Consider the following 15762-nt stretch of genomic DNA (forward strand, 5'->3'; position numbering starts at 1 on the left):
TGTTGGAAGCTCGCTCATCGGTCAGATCAGGTTGCCATTTTCCAATCCTGCACAGCTTTCGCCGTGATTCAGGACAACAGCGCCTTCGGGGATCCGTAAAAAATGCGTGCGCCACTGTTTACCGCTCTGCCACTCGCTTTTGCCGCCACTTTCGTCCACGCCCAAACGCTGCCTGAAGCCATGCAGCAGGCCCTCGAGGTGCATCCCGAGATCCAGGCCGGGGTGAATGCGCGCGTGGCCGCGGACTACCAGTTGCGCGCCGCCAAGGGCGGCTATTTGCCGCAGGTCAACGTCACTGCCGGTTACGGCCGTGAAGGCAGCGACAGCCCGAGCACCGGCAATCGCTGGGAAACCCTGAACCGTGGCGAATCGGCCATCCGCCTGCGGCAGATGGTGTTCGACGGCTTCGCCACCTCCAGCGAAGTTGGCCGCCAGCAGGCCACCGCCAACTCCCGTGCCTACGCGCTGATGGACACCTCCGAGCGCACTGGCCTGGACGTAGCCAAGGTCTACCTGGATGTGCTTTCGCGCCGCGAGATGGTGCGTCTGGCCCAAGAGAACCTGCAGAACCATGAACGCATCCTCGACCAGATCAAACTGCGCACCAGCCGTGGCGTCGGCCGTCTGGCCGACCTCGACCAGGCTGAAGCGCGCCTGGCCCAGGCCCAGAACAACCTGATCACCGAACAGACCAACCTGGCCGACGCCAACACCAACTTCCTGAGCGTGGTGGGGCAGATGCCGGATGAGCTGAGCGCCCCGGCGCCCTTCATCGATCTGCTGCCGGCGTCCCTGGAAGAAGCCCGTGCACAGATGGTGGAAAGCAGCCCGGTGCTGCGCTCGGCCGAGTCGGACATCGCTGCGGCTGAAAAACAGTACGATGCCGCCAAGTCCAGCTTCTACCCACGTTTCGATGCCGAACTCGGCCGCACCGCCGACAACAACATCGATGGCATCGTGGGTCACAACAACGATTGGGAAGCCATGGTGCGGATGAACTTCAATCTGTACGCTGGCGGCAGCAACAAGGCCGAGCTGGAAGCCAAGTCGCACCTTGCCGGCCAGGCTCTGGACATCCGCAACAACGCCCTGCGCCAGCTGAACGAAGAGCTGGGCCTGGCCTGGAACGCCCAGGAAAACGCTAACGCCCAGGTGCCGATCGCCCAGCAGTATGTCGACCACAGCAACCGGGTGCGTAGCGCCTACCAGCAGCAGTTCAGCCTTGGCGAGCGGACCCTGCTCGACCTGCTCGACAGCGAGAACGAAACCTTCACCGCTCAGCGTCGGTTGGTGGAGGTGAAGAATATTCAGTTGTTTACTCAGTACCGAATCAAGGCGACCATTGGCCAACTGCTCAAGAGCCAGGGTGTTGTAGCGCCGATGGCCACCGTTGTGCAGAACGATTTGAAACCCCGGGTGAACCTGCCAGGCCTTAACTGAGGCGCACCCGTCCACCTAACGCCAGGTTGAAGAGAGCACCGCGTGGAATCCGAAGTCAGTCGAGTCCAACTCAACCACGATCCGCGCAGTCAGCATGACGATCCGTTACTGGATAGCCTGCTGACGCTGTGCGTCCTGCATCAGAAACCCGCCAGCCGGGCGATGCTCACCACCGGCCTGCCGCTGCCGTCCCAGCGCCTGAACCCCGAACTGCTGCCCCGCGCAGCGGCTCGCGCCGGGCTGCAAGGCCGGCTGCTGCAGCGCAAGCTGGAGCAGATCCCGAGCATCGCCATGCCAGCCATGCTGCTGCTCAAGGAAGGCCGCGCCGCTGTGCTGCTGGGCTGGGAAAACGCCGACACCGCGCGGCTGCTGCTCAGCGAGAGCGACGGTGGCGAGGTACTGGTCAGCCGTGAGGCGTTGGTGGAGGACTACAGCGGCAAGGTGTTCTTCGCCCAGCCGCAGCACAAGTACGACGTCAACCACGGCAACCTCATCCCGCGCGCAAAGTCCTGGTTCCGCGACACCCTGCTGCGCAGCAAGTGGCTGTACATCGACGCCATCGCCGCCAGCCTGGTGATCAACCTGATCGCACTGGCCGCGCCGCTGTTCGTGATGAACGTCTATGATCGCGTGGTGCCCAACCAGGCCACGTCGACCCTGTGGGTACTGGCCATCGGCATCAGTGGCGCGTACCTGTTCGACCTTATCCTCAAGGGCCTGCGTGGCCTGTGCCTGGACCTGGCGGGCAAGAAGACCGACCTGATCATCTCCGCCACGCTGTTCGAGCGCATCGTCGGCATGTCGATGAAGTACCGCCCGGCACGGGTCGGCAGCTTTGCCCAGAACATCCACGAGTTCCAGGGCCTGCGCGACTTCCTCGCTTCGCTGACCCTGACCAGCCTGATCGACCTGCCGTTCACCCTGATCATTCTCATGGTCATCGCCATCATCGGCGGCCACCTGGTGTGGATCCCGATCCTCGCCTTCCCGTTGGCCCTGGGCATCGGCTACGCCTTGCAGCGGCCATTGATGGCGACCATGGAACGGACCATGGCGCTGGCTTCCGAGCGCCAGTCGAGCCTGATCGAAACCCTGGCCGGGCTGGACGCGGTCAAGGTCAACAATGCCGAGAGCGAACGCCAGTACATGTGGGAGCAGACCCTCGGCACCCTCAGCCGTCTCGAGCTGCGGGTGAAAGTGCTGTCGAGCCTGGCCATGAACATCACCCTGCTGATCCAGCAGATGGCTGGCGTGGCGATGATCTGTGTCGGCGTTTACCTGATCATCGACGGTAACCTCAGCATGGGTGGCCTGGTGGCCTGCTACATGCTCAGCGGTCGCGCCCTGGGCCCGTTGAGTTCGCTCAACGGCCTGCTGGCCCGCTACCAGCAAGCTAAGGTGACCATGGTCTCGACCAACCAGATGATGGAGCTGCCGCAAGAGCGCAACTTCGAGGAACGCCCACTGAGTCGCCAGGTGCTGCAAGGCGCCATCGAGTTCCGTGGCGTCGACTTCACCTACCCCAACCAGCAAAACCAGGCGCTCAAGGGCATCAACCTGAGCATTCGCCCCGGCGAGAAGGTTGGCATCATCGGCCGCAGCGGTTCGGGCAAGAGCTCGCTGGCCAAGCTGATCGTCGGGCTGTACGAGGCGGACAATGGTTCGCTGTTGGTCGACGGCGTGGACATCCGTCAGATCGACGTCAGCGAGCTGCGCCACAACGTCGGCTACGTGCCGCAGGACATCCAGCTGCTGGCCGGTACCTTGCGTGACAACCTGGTCAGCGGTGCCCGCTACATCGAGGATGAACTGATCCTGCAGGCTGCCGAGTTGTCCGGCGTACACGAGTTCGCCCGGCTGCACCCGGACGGCTACGAGCTGCAGGTCGGCGAGCGTGGCCAGAACCTGTCCGGCGGCCAGCGGCAGAACGTCGCCCTCGGCCGAGCATTGCTGCTCAACCCGCAGATACTGCTGCTCGACGAGCCCACCGCGGCCATGGACAATACTGGCGAAGAGCGCCTCAAGCAGCGCCTGCAGGCGGTGATCGAGAGCAAGACCGTGCTGCTGGTCACCCACCGCGCCTCGCTGCTGACGCTGGTCGACCGGCTGATCGTCATCGACCGCGGGCAGATTGTTGCCGATGGCCCGAAAGCCTCGGTCATGGACGCGCTGAAGAAGGGGCAGATCAGTGTTGCATAAGCTGGATTTCGGCGTGTTCAAGGACGGCCTGCGTCGGTACTTCAAAGGCTCCGATTCGCTCAACGGTCAGCCGCTTCCCGAGGTCAACAAGGCGCTGATCGAAGACGCCCCGCGCGTGGTGCGCCTGACTATCTGGGGGGTGATCGCGTTCTTCCTGTTCCTGATCGTCTGGGCCAGCTTCGCGCCCATCGACGAAGTCACCCGCGGCGAGGGCAAGGCCATCCCGTCGTCCAAGGTGCAGAAGATCCAGAACCTGGAGGGCGGCATCGTCGCCGAGATCTTCGCCAAGGAAGGGCAGGTGGTGGAAGTCGGCCAGCCGCTGCTGCGCCTGGACGAAACCCGTTTTGCCTCCAACGTCGGTGAAACCGAGGCCGATCGCCTGGCCATGGCCCTGCGCGTCGAGCGCCTGAGCGCCGAGGTCGAGGATCGGCCACTGAAGATCGACGAAGAACTGCGCAAGGCAGCGCCTAGCCAGGCGGCCGATGAGCAATCGCTGTACCAGAGCCGTCGCCAGCAGTTGCAGGATGAGCTCGCTGGCCTGCAGCAGCAGCTGGTGCAGAAGCAGCAGGAGTTGCGCGAATTCACCTCCAAGCGCGCCCAGTACGCCAATAGCCTGCAGTTGCTGCGCCAGGAGATCGGCATGTCTGAGCCGCTGGTGGCCCAGGGAGCGGTTTCCCAGGTGGAGGTGCTGCGTCTGCGCCGCTCCGAGGTGGAAACCCGTGGTCAGATGGACTCCACGGCACTGGCCATTCCGCGTGCCGAAGCGGCCATCAAGGAAGTCGAGAGCAAGATCGAAGAGACCCGCGGCAAGTTCCGCAGCGAGGCCTTGACCAAGCTCAACGAAGCCCGCACCGAGCTGAACAAGGCGACCGCCACCAGCAAGGCGCTGGACGATCGTGTCAGCCGTACCTTGGTCACCTCGCCAGTGCGCGGTATCGTCAAGCAACTGCTGGTCAACACCATCGGCGGAGTGATCCAGCCGGGCAGCGACATCATCGAGATCGTGCCGCTGGACGACACCCTGGTGGTTGAGGCGAAGATCCTGCCCAAGGACATTGCCTTCCTGCATCCGGGGCAAGAAGCGACCATCAAGTTCAGTGCCTATGACTACACCATTTACGGTGGCTTGAAAGCCAAGCTCGAGCAGATCGGTGCTGATACCATCACCGACGAAGACAAGAAGACCACTTACTACCTGATCAAGCTGCGGACCGAGAAGAGCCACCTGGGCACCGACCAGAAGCCGCTGCTGATCATCCCCGGCATGGTCGCCACGGTGGATATCATGACCGGCAAGAAGACCATCATGAGCTACCTGCTCAAGCCAATCATGAAGGCCCGCGACGAGGCCCTTCGCGAGCGGTAAGCCTGCTCCGGCTTTCGCGGGCAAGCCCGCTCCCACAGGTATTGCTCTGACCCTGTGGGAGCGGGTTTACCCGCGAAAGGGCCAGTACAGGCAGCACCAAAAGCGGGCACAAATACCCTTCATATCTTTATTCTTTAAAGATATTTAAATTATTTTTCTTATTCCCATATAGTCACTCCCACTGCGTACCCGTCGACCAATCGATGCGCCGCACGACTTGAACCCACACGGGTAATCCCCGTGCGTTTCTGATCGTTGCGCGCCATTGAAGTCGCGCACTGCGTGGGAGTGAAACATGCCAGCCGCCTCGAACGCCTTGTCGTCCATCGACAGCGCCCAGCCGCAAACCTTCGAAATCCGTCCGTTCGCCGGTGCCGTCGGCGCCGAACTCATCGGCCTGGACCTGGCCAAACCGGTCACCGCCGAGGATTTCACCCGTATTCATCGCGCCCACCTCGACCACCATGTGCTGGTGTTCCGTGACCAGCGCATCAGCCCGGAACAACAGATCGCCTTCAGCCGCCGCTTCGGCGAATTGCAGATCCATGTGCTCAAGCAGTTCCTGCTCGCAGGCCACCCGGAAATCCTGATCGTCTCCAACATCATCGAGAACGGCCAGAACATCGGCCTGGGTGATGCCGGCAAGTTCTGGCACTCGGACCTGTCGTACAAGGAGCTGCCAAGCCTCGGTTCCATGCTGCATGCCCAGGAGCTGCCCAGCGAGGGTGGCGACACCCTGTTCGCCGACATGCACAAAGCCTGGGACGCCGTGCCCGAGGCCCTGCGCAAGGTGGTCGAGGGCCGCAGTGCCGCGCACTCCTACACCGCCCGCTACGCCGAAACCAAGTTCGAGGGCAACTGGCGCCCGACCCTGACTGCCGAGCAACTGGCGCAGGTCAAGGAAGTCATCCACCCGGTGGTGCGCACCCACCCGGAAAACGGCCGCAAGGCGCTGTTCGTCAGCGAAGGCTTCACCACCCGCATCGTCGGCCTGCCGGACGATGAAAGCCGCGATGTGCTGCAGCAGCTGTACGCGTTGAGCGTGCTCGAGCAGAACATCTATCGCCATCAGTGGCAGCCCCACGACCTGGTGTTCTGGGACAACCGCTCGCTGATCCACCTGGCCACCGGTTGCCCCGCGCACCTGCGCCGCAAACTGTTCCGCACCACCATCCAGGGCGATGCCCCGTTCTGACGACTGAGGAATTCATCATGCGCAAATCCATCAGCCGCCTGGCGGCAAGCATCGGCCTGGGCGCCAGCCTGGTTGTCGGCAGCCTGGCGGCTCCCGCCGTGGCACAAGCCGAAGGCAAGATCCGCATCGCCGAGCAGTTCGGCATCGTCTACCTGCTGCTCAACGTGGTGCGTGACCAGCACCTGATCGAGAAGCACGGCAAGGAGCAGGGCATCGACATCGAAGTGGACTGGGCCCAGCTGTCCGGCGGCTCGGCGATCAACGACGCGCTGCTGTCCGGCTCCGTGGACATCGCCGGGGCCGGGGTTGGGCCGCTGCTGACCGTGTGGGACCGCACCAAAGGCCGGCAGAACGTCAAGGCCGTGGCCTCGTTGGGCAACTTCCCGTACTACCTGGTCAGCAGCAACCCGAAGGTGAAGACCATCGCCGACATTTCCGACAAGGACCGCATCGCAGTGCCTGCGGTGGGTGTGTCGGTGCAATCGCGCTTCCTGCAGTACGCCGCCGCCCAGCAGTGGGGCGACAAGGAATACAACCGCCTCGACAAGTACACCCTGGCCGTGCCGCACCCGGATGCCACCGCCGCGCTGCTGGCCGGTGGCACCGAACTGAACGGGCACTTCTCCAACCCGCCGTTCCAGGACCAGGCGCTGGCCAACAAGGACGTGCACGTGGTGCTCAACAGCTATGACCTGCTCGGCCCCAACTCGCCGACCCTGCTGTTCGCCACCGAGAAATTCCGCAACGACAACCCCAAGACCTACAAGGCCTTCGTCGACGCCCTGGCCGAGGCGGCGGACTTCGCCCAGAAAGACAAGGCCGCTGCAGCGGATACCTATATCCGCGTGACCAAGGCCAAGATCGACCGCGACGCGCTGATCAAGCTGATCGACAACCCGCAGTACGAGTTCACTGTCACGCCGAAGAACACCTACAAGCTGGCCGAGTTCCTGTATCGGGTAGGCGCCATCAAGCACAAGCCGGAGTCGTGGAAGGACTACTTCTTCCAGGATGAACGCCCGCTGCAGGGGAGCTGACCGACCATGACCGCCCCATTGCCAGGCCACACGGCCAGCAACCTGAGCCGTGTCGCTACACCGCCGTTGCTGCAGGTAGACAACCTCAGCCTCGAATACCGCACTGCGCAGCGCGTGGTGCGGGCCACCCACCAGGTCAGCTTCGAAGTCGACCGTGCTGACCGTTTCGTCCTGCTTGGCCCGTCGGGCTGCGGCAAGTCCACCTTGCTCAAGTCCGTGGCCGGTTTCATCACCCCTCGGGAAGGGCAGATCCTGCTGCAGGGCCAGCCGGTCAACGGCCCCGGCCCGGACCGCATCGTGGTGTTCCAGGAGTTCGACCAACTGCCGCCGTGGAAGACGGTGAAAGAGAACGTCATGTTCCCGCTGCTGGTGTCTGGCCAGCTCAAGCGTGCCGAAGCCGAGGAGCGGGCCCTGCATTACCTGGACAAGGTCGGCCTGGCCGCCTTTGCCGATGTCTACCCGCACATGCTGTCGGGCGGGATGAAGGCGCGGGTGGCGATCGCCCGGGCGCTCGCCACCCAACCGAAGATCCTGCTGATGGACGAGCCGTTCGCCGCACTCGATGCGCTGACCCGGCGCAAGATGCAGGAAGAACTGCTGCTGCTGTGGGAGGAAGTGCGTTTCACCTTGCTGTTCGTCACCCACTCCATCGAAGAGGCGCTGGTGGTCGGCAACCGCATCCTGCTGCTGTCGCCCCATCCGGGCCGGGTACGGGCCGAGGTGCACAGCCACCAGTACGACCTCGGCAGCCTCGGCGCTGCGGACTTCCAGGCCAGTGCTCGGCGCATCCATCGCTTGCTGTTCGACGAGGCTGAAGCCCCCGAACAAGCTGATGACTTGGGCTTCAACGACATCCGCATCGCCTACTGACAGGAGCTTGAGCCATGACCCCTACACCTGTACGCCAGGAATACGAGGTGCAGCTGGAGCCTTTGCTCAGTGTGCCTGTGGAACGCAACCTGCCGTTGGCCCAGCGCCTGTGGCAGCACGGCTGGCTGCGCAAGGCGGTGATCCTGGTGGTGATCGCCGCCTTGTGGGAAGCGATCGCCCGCTACCAAGGCAACGACTTGCTGCTGCCGACCTTCCTGCAGACCGCCGCCGCACTGTGGGACGGGCTGCTCAGCGGCGAGCTGCCGGCCAAGGTCGGTGTGTCGCTGGTGATCCTGCTCAAGGGCTACCTGCTGGGCATTGTTCTGGCCTTTGGCCTGACCAGCCTGGCGGTGTCGACCCAACTGGGGCGGGATCTGCTGGGCACCCTGACCTCGATGTTCAACCCGCTGCCGGCGATTGCCCTGCTGCCGCTGGCGTTGTTGTGGTTCGGGCTGGGAGACAACAGCCTGATCTTCGTGCTGGTGCATTCGGTGTTGTGGGCGCTGGCGCTGAATACCTATGCGGGCTTTCTTGGGGTTTCGGAAACCTTGCGCATGGCCGGGCGCAATTACGGCCTGAAAGGGCTGCGCCTGGTCCTGCATATCCTGGTGCCGGCGGCGTTGCCGTCGATCCTCTCGGGGCTGAAGATCGGCTGGGCGTTCGCCTGGCGCACGCTGATCGCCGCCGAACTGGTGTTCGGCGCCAGCAGCGGCAAGGGCGGGCTGGGCTGGTACATCTTCCAGAACCGCAACGAGCTGTATACCGACAAGGTGTTTGCCGGGTTGGCGGTGGTGATCCTGATCGGCTTGCTGGTCGAGGGGTTGGTGTTCAACACCCTGGAGCGGTTGACCGTTCGGCGGTGGGGCATGCAGAGGTAATAGACCTGTGCCGGCCTCTTCGCGGGCTCGCCCGCTCCCACAGGGACGGCACAGTCTTCAAGGCATGTGAGATCCTGTGGGAGCGGGCAAGCCCGCGAAGAGGCCAGCACGGGCGACCAATTCATGTGCTGTGGGGCATGGCCCTTGCTCTGAAAAACCTTCATACATTTACAAGCTAATTTGTCTGAAAAGTTGTAGGAAAATTCTGAGTTTAGTCTCGATCTCCTTAGAACTATTGCGGTCCTCTTTCCTCGCGCCTAGCCTGTTCCGCTCATTCGTTTACAAGGAACAGTAATCATGGCTTTCGACGCTTTCATTCAAATCGCGGAAATTGCTGGCGAATCACAAGACGAGCACTACAAGCACTGGATCGAGATCCTCGGCTACACGTTCGGCACCAGCCAAAGCACCTCTGCTACCGCGAGTTCCGCAGGGGGCGCCACCTCCGGGCGTACCACCCTGAGCAACCTGACCTTCACCAAATACCTGGACAATGCCAGCTGCAAATTGCTTGAAGCCAGTTGCACAGGGCAGCACCTGAAAGAAGTCAGGCTGGTCGTCTGCCGCGCCGGTGGCGACAAGCTGAAGTACTACGAAGTGGTGCTCGAAGAAGTGATCATTGCCGATTTCATACAAGGCGTGCACGCCGGCGTGCCGACTGAAATCGTCCAACTCAACTACGGCCGTATCAAGACCACCTACACCCGGCAGCAGCGCGTCGATGGCGGTGCTGGCGGCAGTGTCACCGGTGGCTGGGACCGCATTGCCAACAAGAAATTTGCGTGAGGAACGACCATGTCCGAGGCACGCAGCTTTATAAATTCCAAGGCACAGAACTACGCGACCCTGAAGAACGGCACACCGATGAACGCCAATCAGCAGGCCAAGTTCGATGTGCTCAATGCGCATATCGTCAACACGGTTGTCCTGGCCGGCGAACTGGTGATTGTAGGTGATCCCAGCACGCCCTCCTGTACCAGCCATGAAGCCTTTCTCATGGGCAAGGCGGCAGGTATTCACCGCGACATCGTCTTCAACGGCGGCGGTGTCGATGGGTTCATGCTGGATAACTTCGAGATGCTGCAGAGCCTGCTGGCCCATGCGTCGATGGGGGCAGGTGCCGCGAGCGATGGCTGGGCCAGGCATCTGGAGGCGATCAAGAGGACACTGGAGCAGATTGAGCAACTGCACCGCGAGCATATGAGTGGTGGTGCGTTCAGGGCGCGGGAGGCGTTTTACGCCAAACGTGCGGCGCTGTTCAGCGCGCTGGATGAACAGTTGGGGAAGACTGCCGCTTACGGCTCTGGCCTACGAAACCAGGGATCGATCAAGCGGATGCTGCAGCTTTCCACTAAGCGCTATCTTAGTAACGGTGAAATTACGGGGTATGCAAAGAAGGTGACGGGAGTGGCGAGGGCTGCGAGTCTGATCAAAAAAGGTGCTTACATTGGGGTTGCCTTGGATGTAGCCGCTACTGGACTGGAAATTAATAAAGCTTGCACTCTAGGGAGAGAGGAGGAATGTGCTAGAGCTAAGTATGTAGAGGGTGGCTCCCTGGCACTAGGTTTAGCCGGAGGTAGTATCGGGGGAGCGTACGGCGGGGCAATCGCCACCGGGGCATGCGCGTTTGTGCTTGGAATTACAACAGGCCCTGGCTCTTTGGTTTGCGGTGTAGTGGGTGGGGCGGTTGGGGGAGCAATCGGCGGCGAGATAGGAGGGGCAGGGGGTGAGATTGCAGGTGATTTTCTATATCGCAAAGTTTCAGAATGAACATGTTTGAGCCTGGTCTTGTTGTCTTGTTGGGTTTTGGCTTTGGGATAATAACTCTATTTGTACTGGTGTATGTTGCTTGTGTGTATATAGATAGAATTGAGTCCTTTCTTGAAGGGTCTAAGTATGTGCAGGGCGTCAAGGAGGCATTTTTCCATGCAGGTATGCCGGGAAAGGTTCTGCGTATATGTAGCATTGCCTGTCTTTTGACACTGCCAGGCCCTTATGTGCGACGCGGGCTAGCGAACGGCGAGGAGATAAAGAAATTTCCGAGATCAATGAGGTGTGTGTTGGTTGGGCTATGGTTAGCGCTGACCTTTGAAGTCTTAGCGATGCTGGCATTTAGGGTCTGGCTTTATATTGTTTGAATTGCTCTGGTAGTCGTGATCTTGGTAAATTTTTAATGATTACCTTGGTGGCGGTAGGTAGGGCGCTAAGGTCTATGTTTGGAGAGATAATGGGTCAGGTCTTATGTGAGGCTGCAAAGTGACGAATATCCAGATAGCCCTACTCGGTATTTGCTTGTTTGCTTCGCCCGCACTGATGTTTGCGGCATGGGTTTTTGTCGCTTGTCGTTATCTTGAGCATGTTGAATCTTTATTAAAAAATAGCAAGATTATTGTCGGTAATAGGGATAATTTGTCCCGTGCCGGGCTATTGGGGAAGGTTTTGCGTGTGGGGGGAATTTCCGCGATGCTATCCGTGAGCCAGTTCTGCGTGCGAAAGGGTTTGGTTGACGCTGGAGATTTACAAGCAGTACCTGATCGCATCAAAAGGCTGTTGATTGTATTGTGGCTATTGCACTTGTCTTTGTTTGCATCTTTGGCATCGTTCTGCATATGGGTAGGTGTCTTACGAGGCTGATTGCTAAGTAAGCGCTGCAGCGGCGATTTGTGATAATTTACGCGAATGGTATATCGTGAGTAAATTTGAGATTAACTTGGTTGCGATTTGTTTTTTCTTCTTGGCAATGGTCGCATTTTTAGTGCAAATGTATGTCGCCATAAGACATCTTGATGAGATTGAAAGGCTGCTGTCGAAGAGCAATTTTGTGTTGGGGAATAGGAGACTTTATTTGCACGTAGGCCTCTTGGGTAAAATTATGCGTATCGGAAGTGTCAGATTTTTTGTGTGCGGGCCGGTAACGGCCTGCCGTCAGGCAGGCCCTGATCTTCACCAGGTTGGCCTGATGAACCGATCTCCGTACAGAATCGCAAATTGATTCATCGCGCTTTTCCAATCATGGGCCGGTTTTCCCCAATTGGCTGTTATGTTGCGCAATCCCAGCCAAATCAGTTTGGTCGCTGCGTCATCATTCGGGAAATGCCCTCGGGTCTTGATGACCTTGCGTAGCTGGGCGTTGATGCTCTCGATCGCGTTGGTGGTATAGATCACCTTCCGGATGGCGGGCGGAAAGACAAAGAATGGAATCACGCGATCCCAGGCGCGTCTCCAGGCAGCCACCACCGTTGGATATTTCTCACCCCACGGCCCGCTCTCAAACTCATCGAGTGCTTGCTCAGCCGCTTCGGCATTGATGGCTTGGTAAATCGGTTTCAGTTCCTTGGCCAGTGCGCGCCGTTTGTCCCAGGCCGCGTAGTCCAGGCTGTTGCGGATCAGATGCACGATGCACGTCTGCAATGTCGTCTCTGGAAACACGGCGCTGAGGGCTTCTGGCATGCCTTTAAGGCCATCGGTCACGGCAATCAGCACGTCCTCGACGCCACGTGTCTTGAGATCGTTGAACACCTTCATCCAGAACTTCGCACCCTCAGTGTTCTCGATCCAGATGCCCAGGATGTCGCGCGTCCCGTCGGGTAGAACGCCCAAAGCCAAGTAAATGGCCTTGTTGCGCACCAGGCCTTCTTCGCGAATCTTCACCCGCAGCGCATCAAAGAAAATGACCGGGTACATCGGCTCCAATGGCCGCTGTTGCCACGCGCCAATTTCGTCCATGACCTCGTCTGTCACAGAGCTGATGAAGTCGGGTGAAACGTCGGTTCCATACTGCTCGGACAGGAAGGCCCGGATCTCTCTGACTGTCATTCCACGGGCGTACATGGCGATGATCTTGTCGTCGAAGCCAGTGTAACGGCGCTCATGTTTGGGGATCAGGATGGGCGAGAAGCTGCCGTCACGGTCGCGAGGGATATCCAAGCGCAGAGGCCCATCGCCGGTTAGCACTGTCTTGCCGCTTTTGCCGTTGCGCTGGTTGGTTTCATCCTCCGGGCGCTGCGCGCCCGGCGGATAACCCAGGTGGTGGCCAAGCTCGGCATGCAGAGCGCGTTCGATCAAGGCCTTCTTGAACGCCGCAGAGGCATCCTCGATAGCTTCTGCGGTCATCAGGCCCTCACCGAACTGCTCCAGCAGCTCCTTGGGGATTTTGGGCAGGTCACGCAGGGGTTTCTTTTTGGTTGGCATACATGCACCTCTTACTCATGTTATGCCCGAACACAAAATTTCTGACACCCTCTGCGTATCTGTACCATATCAACACTACTGACAACTTCATGTTTATTTGTTCGAAAGGGGTTGGTTGACGAGGCTCAATTGCAAAACTTTCCGGCACCTATGAAAAGGCTGCTGGTAGTACTCTGGTGCACAATGTGTATTTCTTCAGTCGCTTTCCTCGCGCTCGGGTCTTTTTAAGAGTGTATTTAGGGGCGCGCAGACTGCAGTGCTATGCGCGATGCTCAATTGCGCACTGTCCAAGGAAGCTTTGCCGGGAGGACGATTTGTGAAAAGAGGAATGAATGAAGTCGACAGCCGTAGTAGTAGGAATGTCCATGTTGTTATTCTGGATAATGGTCAGTATGGGCTTAATGATTTTTCTTGCGTGCCGATATCTTGATGTGATTGAGTCGAAGTTGGTGGGGTGCAGTTATGTGCGAGATAATCGGCTGAATTTCTCGTCGGCGGGATTGCTAGGGAGAGTGATACGTGCGAGCCTGGCCGCAAACATGCTTATGATGCCTGGAATCTTTGTTCGCAGAGGTGTTGCGGATGCTTCCGAAATATCGAGATTTCCAAGGGGCTTGAGAATTAAGATGCTGATCTCTTGGGGAGGGCTAATGACTTCTACGATCCTGTTTTTTGTTTCTCACAATATTCTGAAATTTTTAAATTTTCCAGTTGAATGAAACGGTATTTTTCCTGTGCCGGCTTCGCGGGCAAGCCCGCTCCCACAGGATCAGCACAGACTTCAGGTCTATTAAAATCCTGTGGGAGCGGGTTTACCCGCGAAGAGGCCAGCACAGGCGACTAATTCATGTACTGTGCTGCCGCATTGCGCAAGGTCCTGGCGATCTCTTCGCGCAGTGCCTGCGGCTCTTCGACCACCACGCCTTCCCCATGGCTCAGCAACCACCAGCGCAATGGCCCGCCATCTTCCACCGTGGCCCGCAGCCGATGCCCTTGGTCCAGCGCAGTCAGTTGCATGTCCACGCTCAACGGCGCCTCGCGCAATTGCCGGGCCAACGGGTCGCTGACCCAGGCCTGCATCTCGATCCCTTCACCCTGCGCCGGCTGCAGCGAATCACCACGTAAATACCCCTGCAAATCGAAATTCCCCCGCAACTCGCCAGCAACGTTCGCCGACCAGTGCCAGCCAAACGGAATGCTCTTGTCATTGCGGTCCAGCGGAAAGATCAGCGACAGCTCGTTGAGGTCGCGCTCCACCGTGCGTTTGCTGACATTGAAGCCCACATCGCGCAGGCGCCACACCAGTTCGGCGCTGGTAATGCCTGGGGAGCGGCTGGGTAATTGGCGCAGCAGCGCCCATTGACGGCTGAGGGTGGCGCGGGTGGTAGCGAACGGCAAAAGGTAACGTCCTTGTCTAGGCTTGCCGCAACAGCATGGCGGCTGGAACAGGTCATGGCAATTAGCCATAACTCGTTCAGATCCAGGAATGCGCAATTGGTTGCCTGGCCTCGAATCGTTCGCGACAGGTTTTGTCGTGACGTCGCGCAGAATCACGCCTCATCACAGCCGCGGTCGGGCCTGTGGGTCGTTCAATGAGGATGAACATGTCTGCTGTCAGCAATATCCATTCGCTGCTCGCCCGTCTTCTGCCTGAGCAGGTCATTTGCCCGCCGACAAACGCCGGCAGGCGGCAGCGGCTGTTTGCCGGGGTCGGGCTGCCCAGCCAGCGCGCGCTGCTGGTCAACCGCCTGGAAGAGGCCCACGACCTGCAGGCGGTGTACGCCGACCTGCGGCAACAGGCACTGGCGGGCAATGTGGCCGCGCTCAACGACCTGGGCTGGATCTGGCTCAATGGCAAATACTGGCGCGCCGACACCGCGCTGGCCGGGCACCTGCTGCGCATGGCGGCGCTGCAGGGCAATGCGGCGGCGTGGTTCAACCTAGGGCAGCAGCACTACTTCGGCAAGGGTGTGGAAACCTCCTATGTGCAGGCCGAGGAATGTTATCGCCAGGCCTTCGAGCGCGGCCTGCTGCATGCCGCTGCCGCGCTGGGCGACCTGTACGAAGAAGAAGTCTGCGATGCTGCGCTGGGCTGGCAGGTCGACCCCGGTCAGGCCTACCAATGGTTCTTGCGCGGCGCCGAGCGGGGCGAGGCGCGTTGCCGGTTTGAAGTGGGCTACCGCTTGTTGCATGGCCTGTACGTGAACGCGGACATCAAGGCCGCGCTGTATTGGCTGGAGCTGGCGGCGGCAACTGGCGTGATGCAGGCGGCCGAGGAGTTGGCGGTGCATTTCAGCAGCCGGGATGACGCGCGTTACCAGGGCTGGCGTGACCGGGCAGTTCAGATGGGCAGCACCTTGGCCCTGACCATGAAGCTGGAAGACCAGATTCAGCCCTGAGCATTGTGCTGCATTCTTTGCGGGCAACCCCGCAGCCACAGAGATTACACGGCATTCAAGCCTTGTGAGATCCCTGTGGGAGCAGGCTTGCCCGCGAAGAGGCCGTTGCAAGCGAGCAAAAATTTCATCTTGGCCCCCCGTCGCCCGCAGTTGACGACAGGGGGAGGCACAGGCGTATATTGATAGT

General features: G+C 59.9%; 14 protein-coding genes. 12 read left to right on the plus strand and 2 right to left on the minus strand.

The window, feature by feature from the left end; all coding sequences use genetic code 11:
• The first annotated feature begins 102 nt into the window (after positions 1-102).
• From OCX61_RS00700 to OCX61_RS00750, 11 genes are all read left to right on the plus strand, one after another.
• Positions 103-1440, plus strand: a complete 1338-nt coding sequence (locus OCX61_RS00700) for a TolC family outer membrane protein (RefSeq protein ID WP_261942209.1) — start codon at positions 103-105, stop codon at positions 1438-1440.
• A gap of 42 nt (positions 1441-1482) precedes the next feature.
• Positions 1483-3639: a type I secretion system permease/ATPase gene (locus OCX61_RS00705; protein WP_261942210.1), complete on the plus strand. Its 2157-nt coding sequence runs from the start codon at positions 1483-1485 to the stop codon at positions 3637-3639.
• Positions 3629-5005 (plus strand): HlyD family type I secretion periplasmic adaptor subunit, encoded by a 1377-nt coding sequence (locus OCX61_RS00710; protein WP_261942211.1) that lies wholly within the window; start codon positions 3629-3631, stop codon positions 5003-5005. Before OCX61_RS00705 ends, OCX61_RS00710 begins: the two co-directional genes overlap by 11 nt.
• A 295-nt stretch (positions 5006-5300) precedes the next feature.
• Complete coding sequence (locus OCX61_RS00715; protein ID WP_261942212.1) at positions 5301-6200, plus strand: TauD/TfdA dioxygenase family protein; 900 nt, start codon at positions 5301-5303, stop codon at positions 6198-6200.
• Between the two features lie 17 nt (positions 6201-6217).
• Positions 6218-7237: an ABC transporter substrate-binding protein gene (locus tag OCX61_RS00720; protein ID WP_261942213.1), complete on the plus strand. Its 1020-nt coding sequence runs from the start codon at positions 6218-6220 to the stop codon at positions 7235-7237.
• A 6-nt stretch (positions 7238-7243) separates the two neighbouring features.
• Positions 7244-8107 (plus strand): ABC transporter ATP-binding protein, encoded by an 864-nt coding sequence (locus OCX61_RS00725; RefSeq protein WP_261942214.1) that lies wholly within the window; start codon positions 7244-7246, stop codon positions 8105-8107.
• A 14-nt stretch (positions 8108-8121) separates the two neighbouring features.
• The gene (locus tag OCX61_RS00730; protein ID WP_027919390.1) at positions 8122-8985 is read left to right on the plus strand and encodes an ABC transporter permease; all 864 of its coding nucleotides are present in this window, start codon (positions 8122-8124) and stop codon (positions 8983-8985) included.
• Positions 8986-9282: 297 nt separating this feature from the next.
• The gene (locus tag OCX61_RS00735) at positions 9283-9771 is read left to right on the plus strand and encodes an Hcp family type VI secretion system effector (RefSeq protein ID WP_261942215.1); all 489 of its coding nucleotides are present in this window, start codon (positions 9283-9285) and stop codon (positions 9769-9771) included.
• 9 nt (positions 9772-9780) lie between these two features.
• Positions 9781-10755 carry a hypothetical protein gene (locus OCX61_RS00740; RefSeq protein ID WP_261942216.1) on the plus strand — a complete coding sequence of 325 codons (975 nt, stop codon included), beginning with the start codon at positions 9781-9783 and terminating at the stop codon, positions 10753-10755.
• On the plus strand, positions 10752-11123 hold the full coding sequence (locus OCX61_RS00745; protein WP_261942217.1) for a hypothetical protein: 372 nt from the start codon (positions 10752-10754) through the stop codon (positions 11121-11123). The genes OCX61_RS00740 and OCX61_RS00745 overlap by 4 nt, the downstream gene beginning before the upstream one ends.
• Before the next feature lie 118 nt (positions 11124-11241).
• Positions 11242-11619: a hypothetical protein gene (locus OCX61_RS00750; RefSeq protein ID WP_261942218.1), complete on the plus strand. Its 378-nt coding sequence runs from the start codon at positions 11242-11244 to the stop codon at positions 11617-11619.
• 309 nt (positions 11620-11928) lie between these two features.
• Here OCX61_RS00750 and OCX61_RS00755 read toward each other — a convergent pair whose 3' ends face one another.
• The gene (locus OCX61_RS00755) at positions 11929-13176 is read right to left on the minus strand and encodes an IS256 family transposase (protein WP_261940477.1); all 1248 of its coding nucleotides are present in this window, start codon (positions 13174-13176) and stop codon (positions 11929-11931) included.
• Positions 13177-14016: 840 nt separating this feature from the next.
• Positions 14017-14574 (minus strand): WYL domain-containing protein, encoded by a 558-nt coding sequence (locus OCX61_RS00760; protein ID WP_261942219.1) that lies wholly within the window; start codon positions 14572-14574, stop codon positions 14017-14019.
• A gap of 206 nt (positions 14575-14780) precedes the next feature.
• On the opposite strand from OCX61_RS00760, the gene OCX61_RS00765 reads away from it, so the two are divergent.
• Complete coding sequence (locus OCX61_RS00765) at positions 14781-15575, plus strand: tetratricopeptide repeat protein (RefSeq protein WP_261942220.1); 795 nt, start codon at positions 14781-14783, stop codon at positions 15573-15575.
• The last annotated feature ends 187 nt before the right edge of the window (positions 15576-15762 follow it).

Origin of the sequence: Pseudomonas sp. LRP2-20 (assembly GCF_024349685.1) — a bacterium.
Lineage (GTDB): Bacteria > Pseudomonadota > Gammaproteobacteria > Pseudomonadales > Pseudomonadaceae > Aquipseudomonas.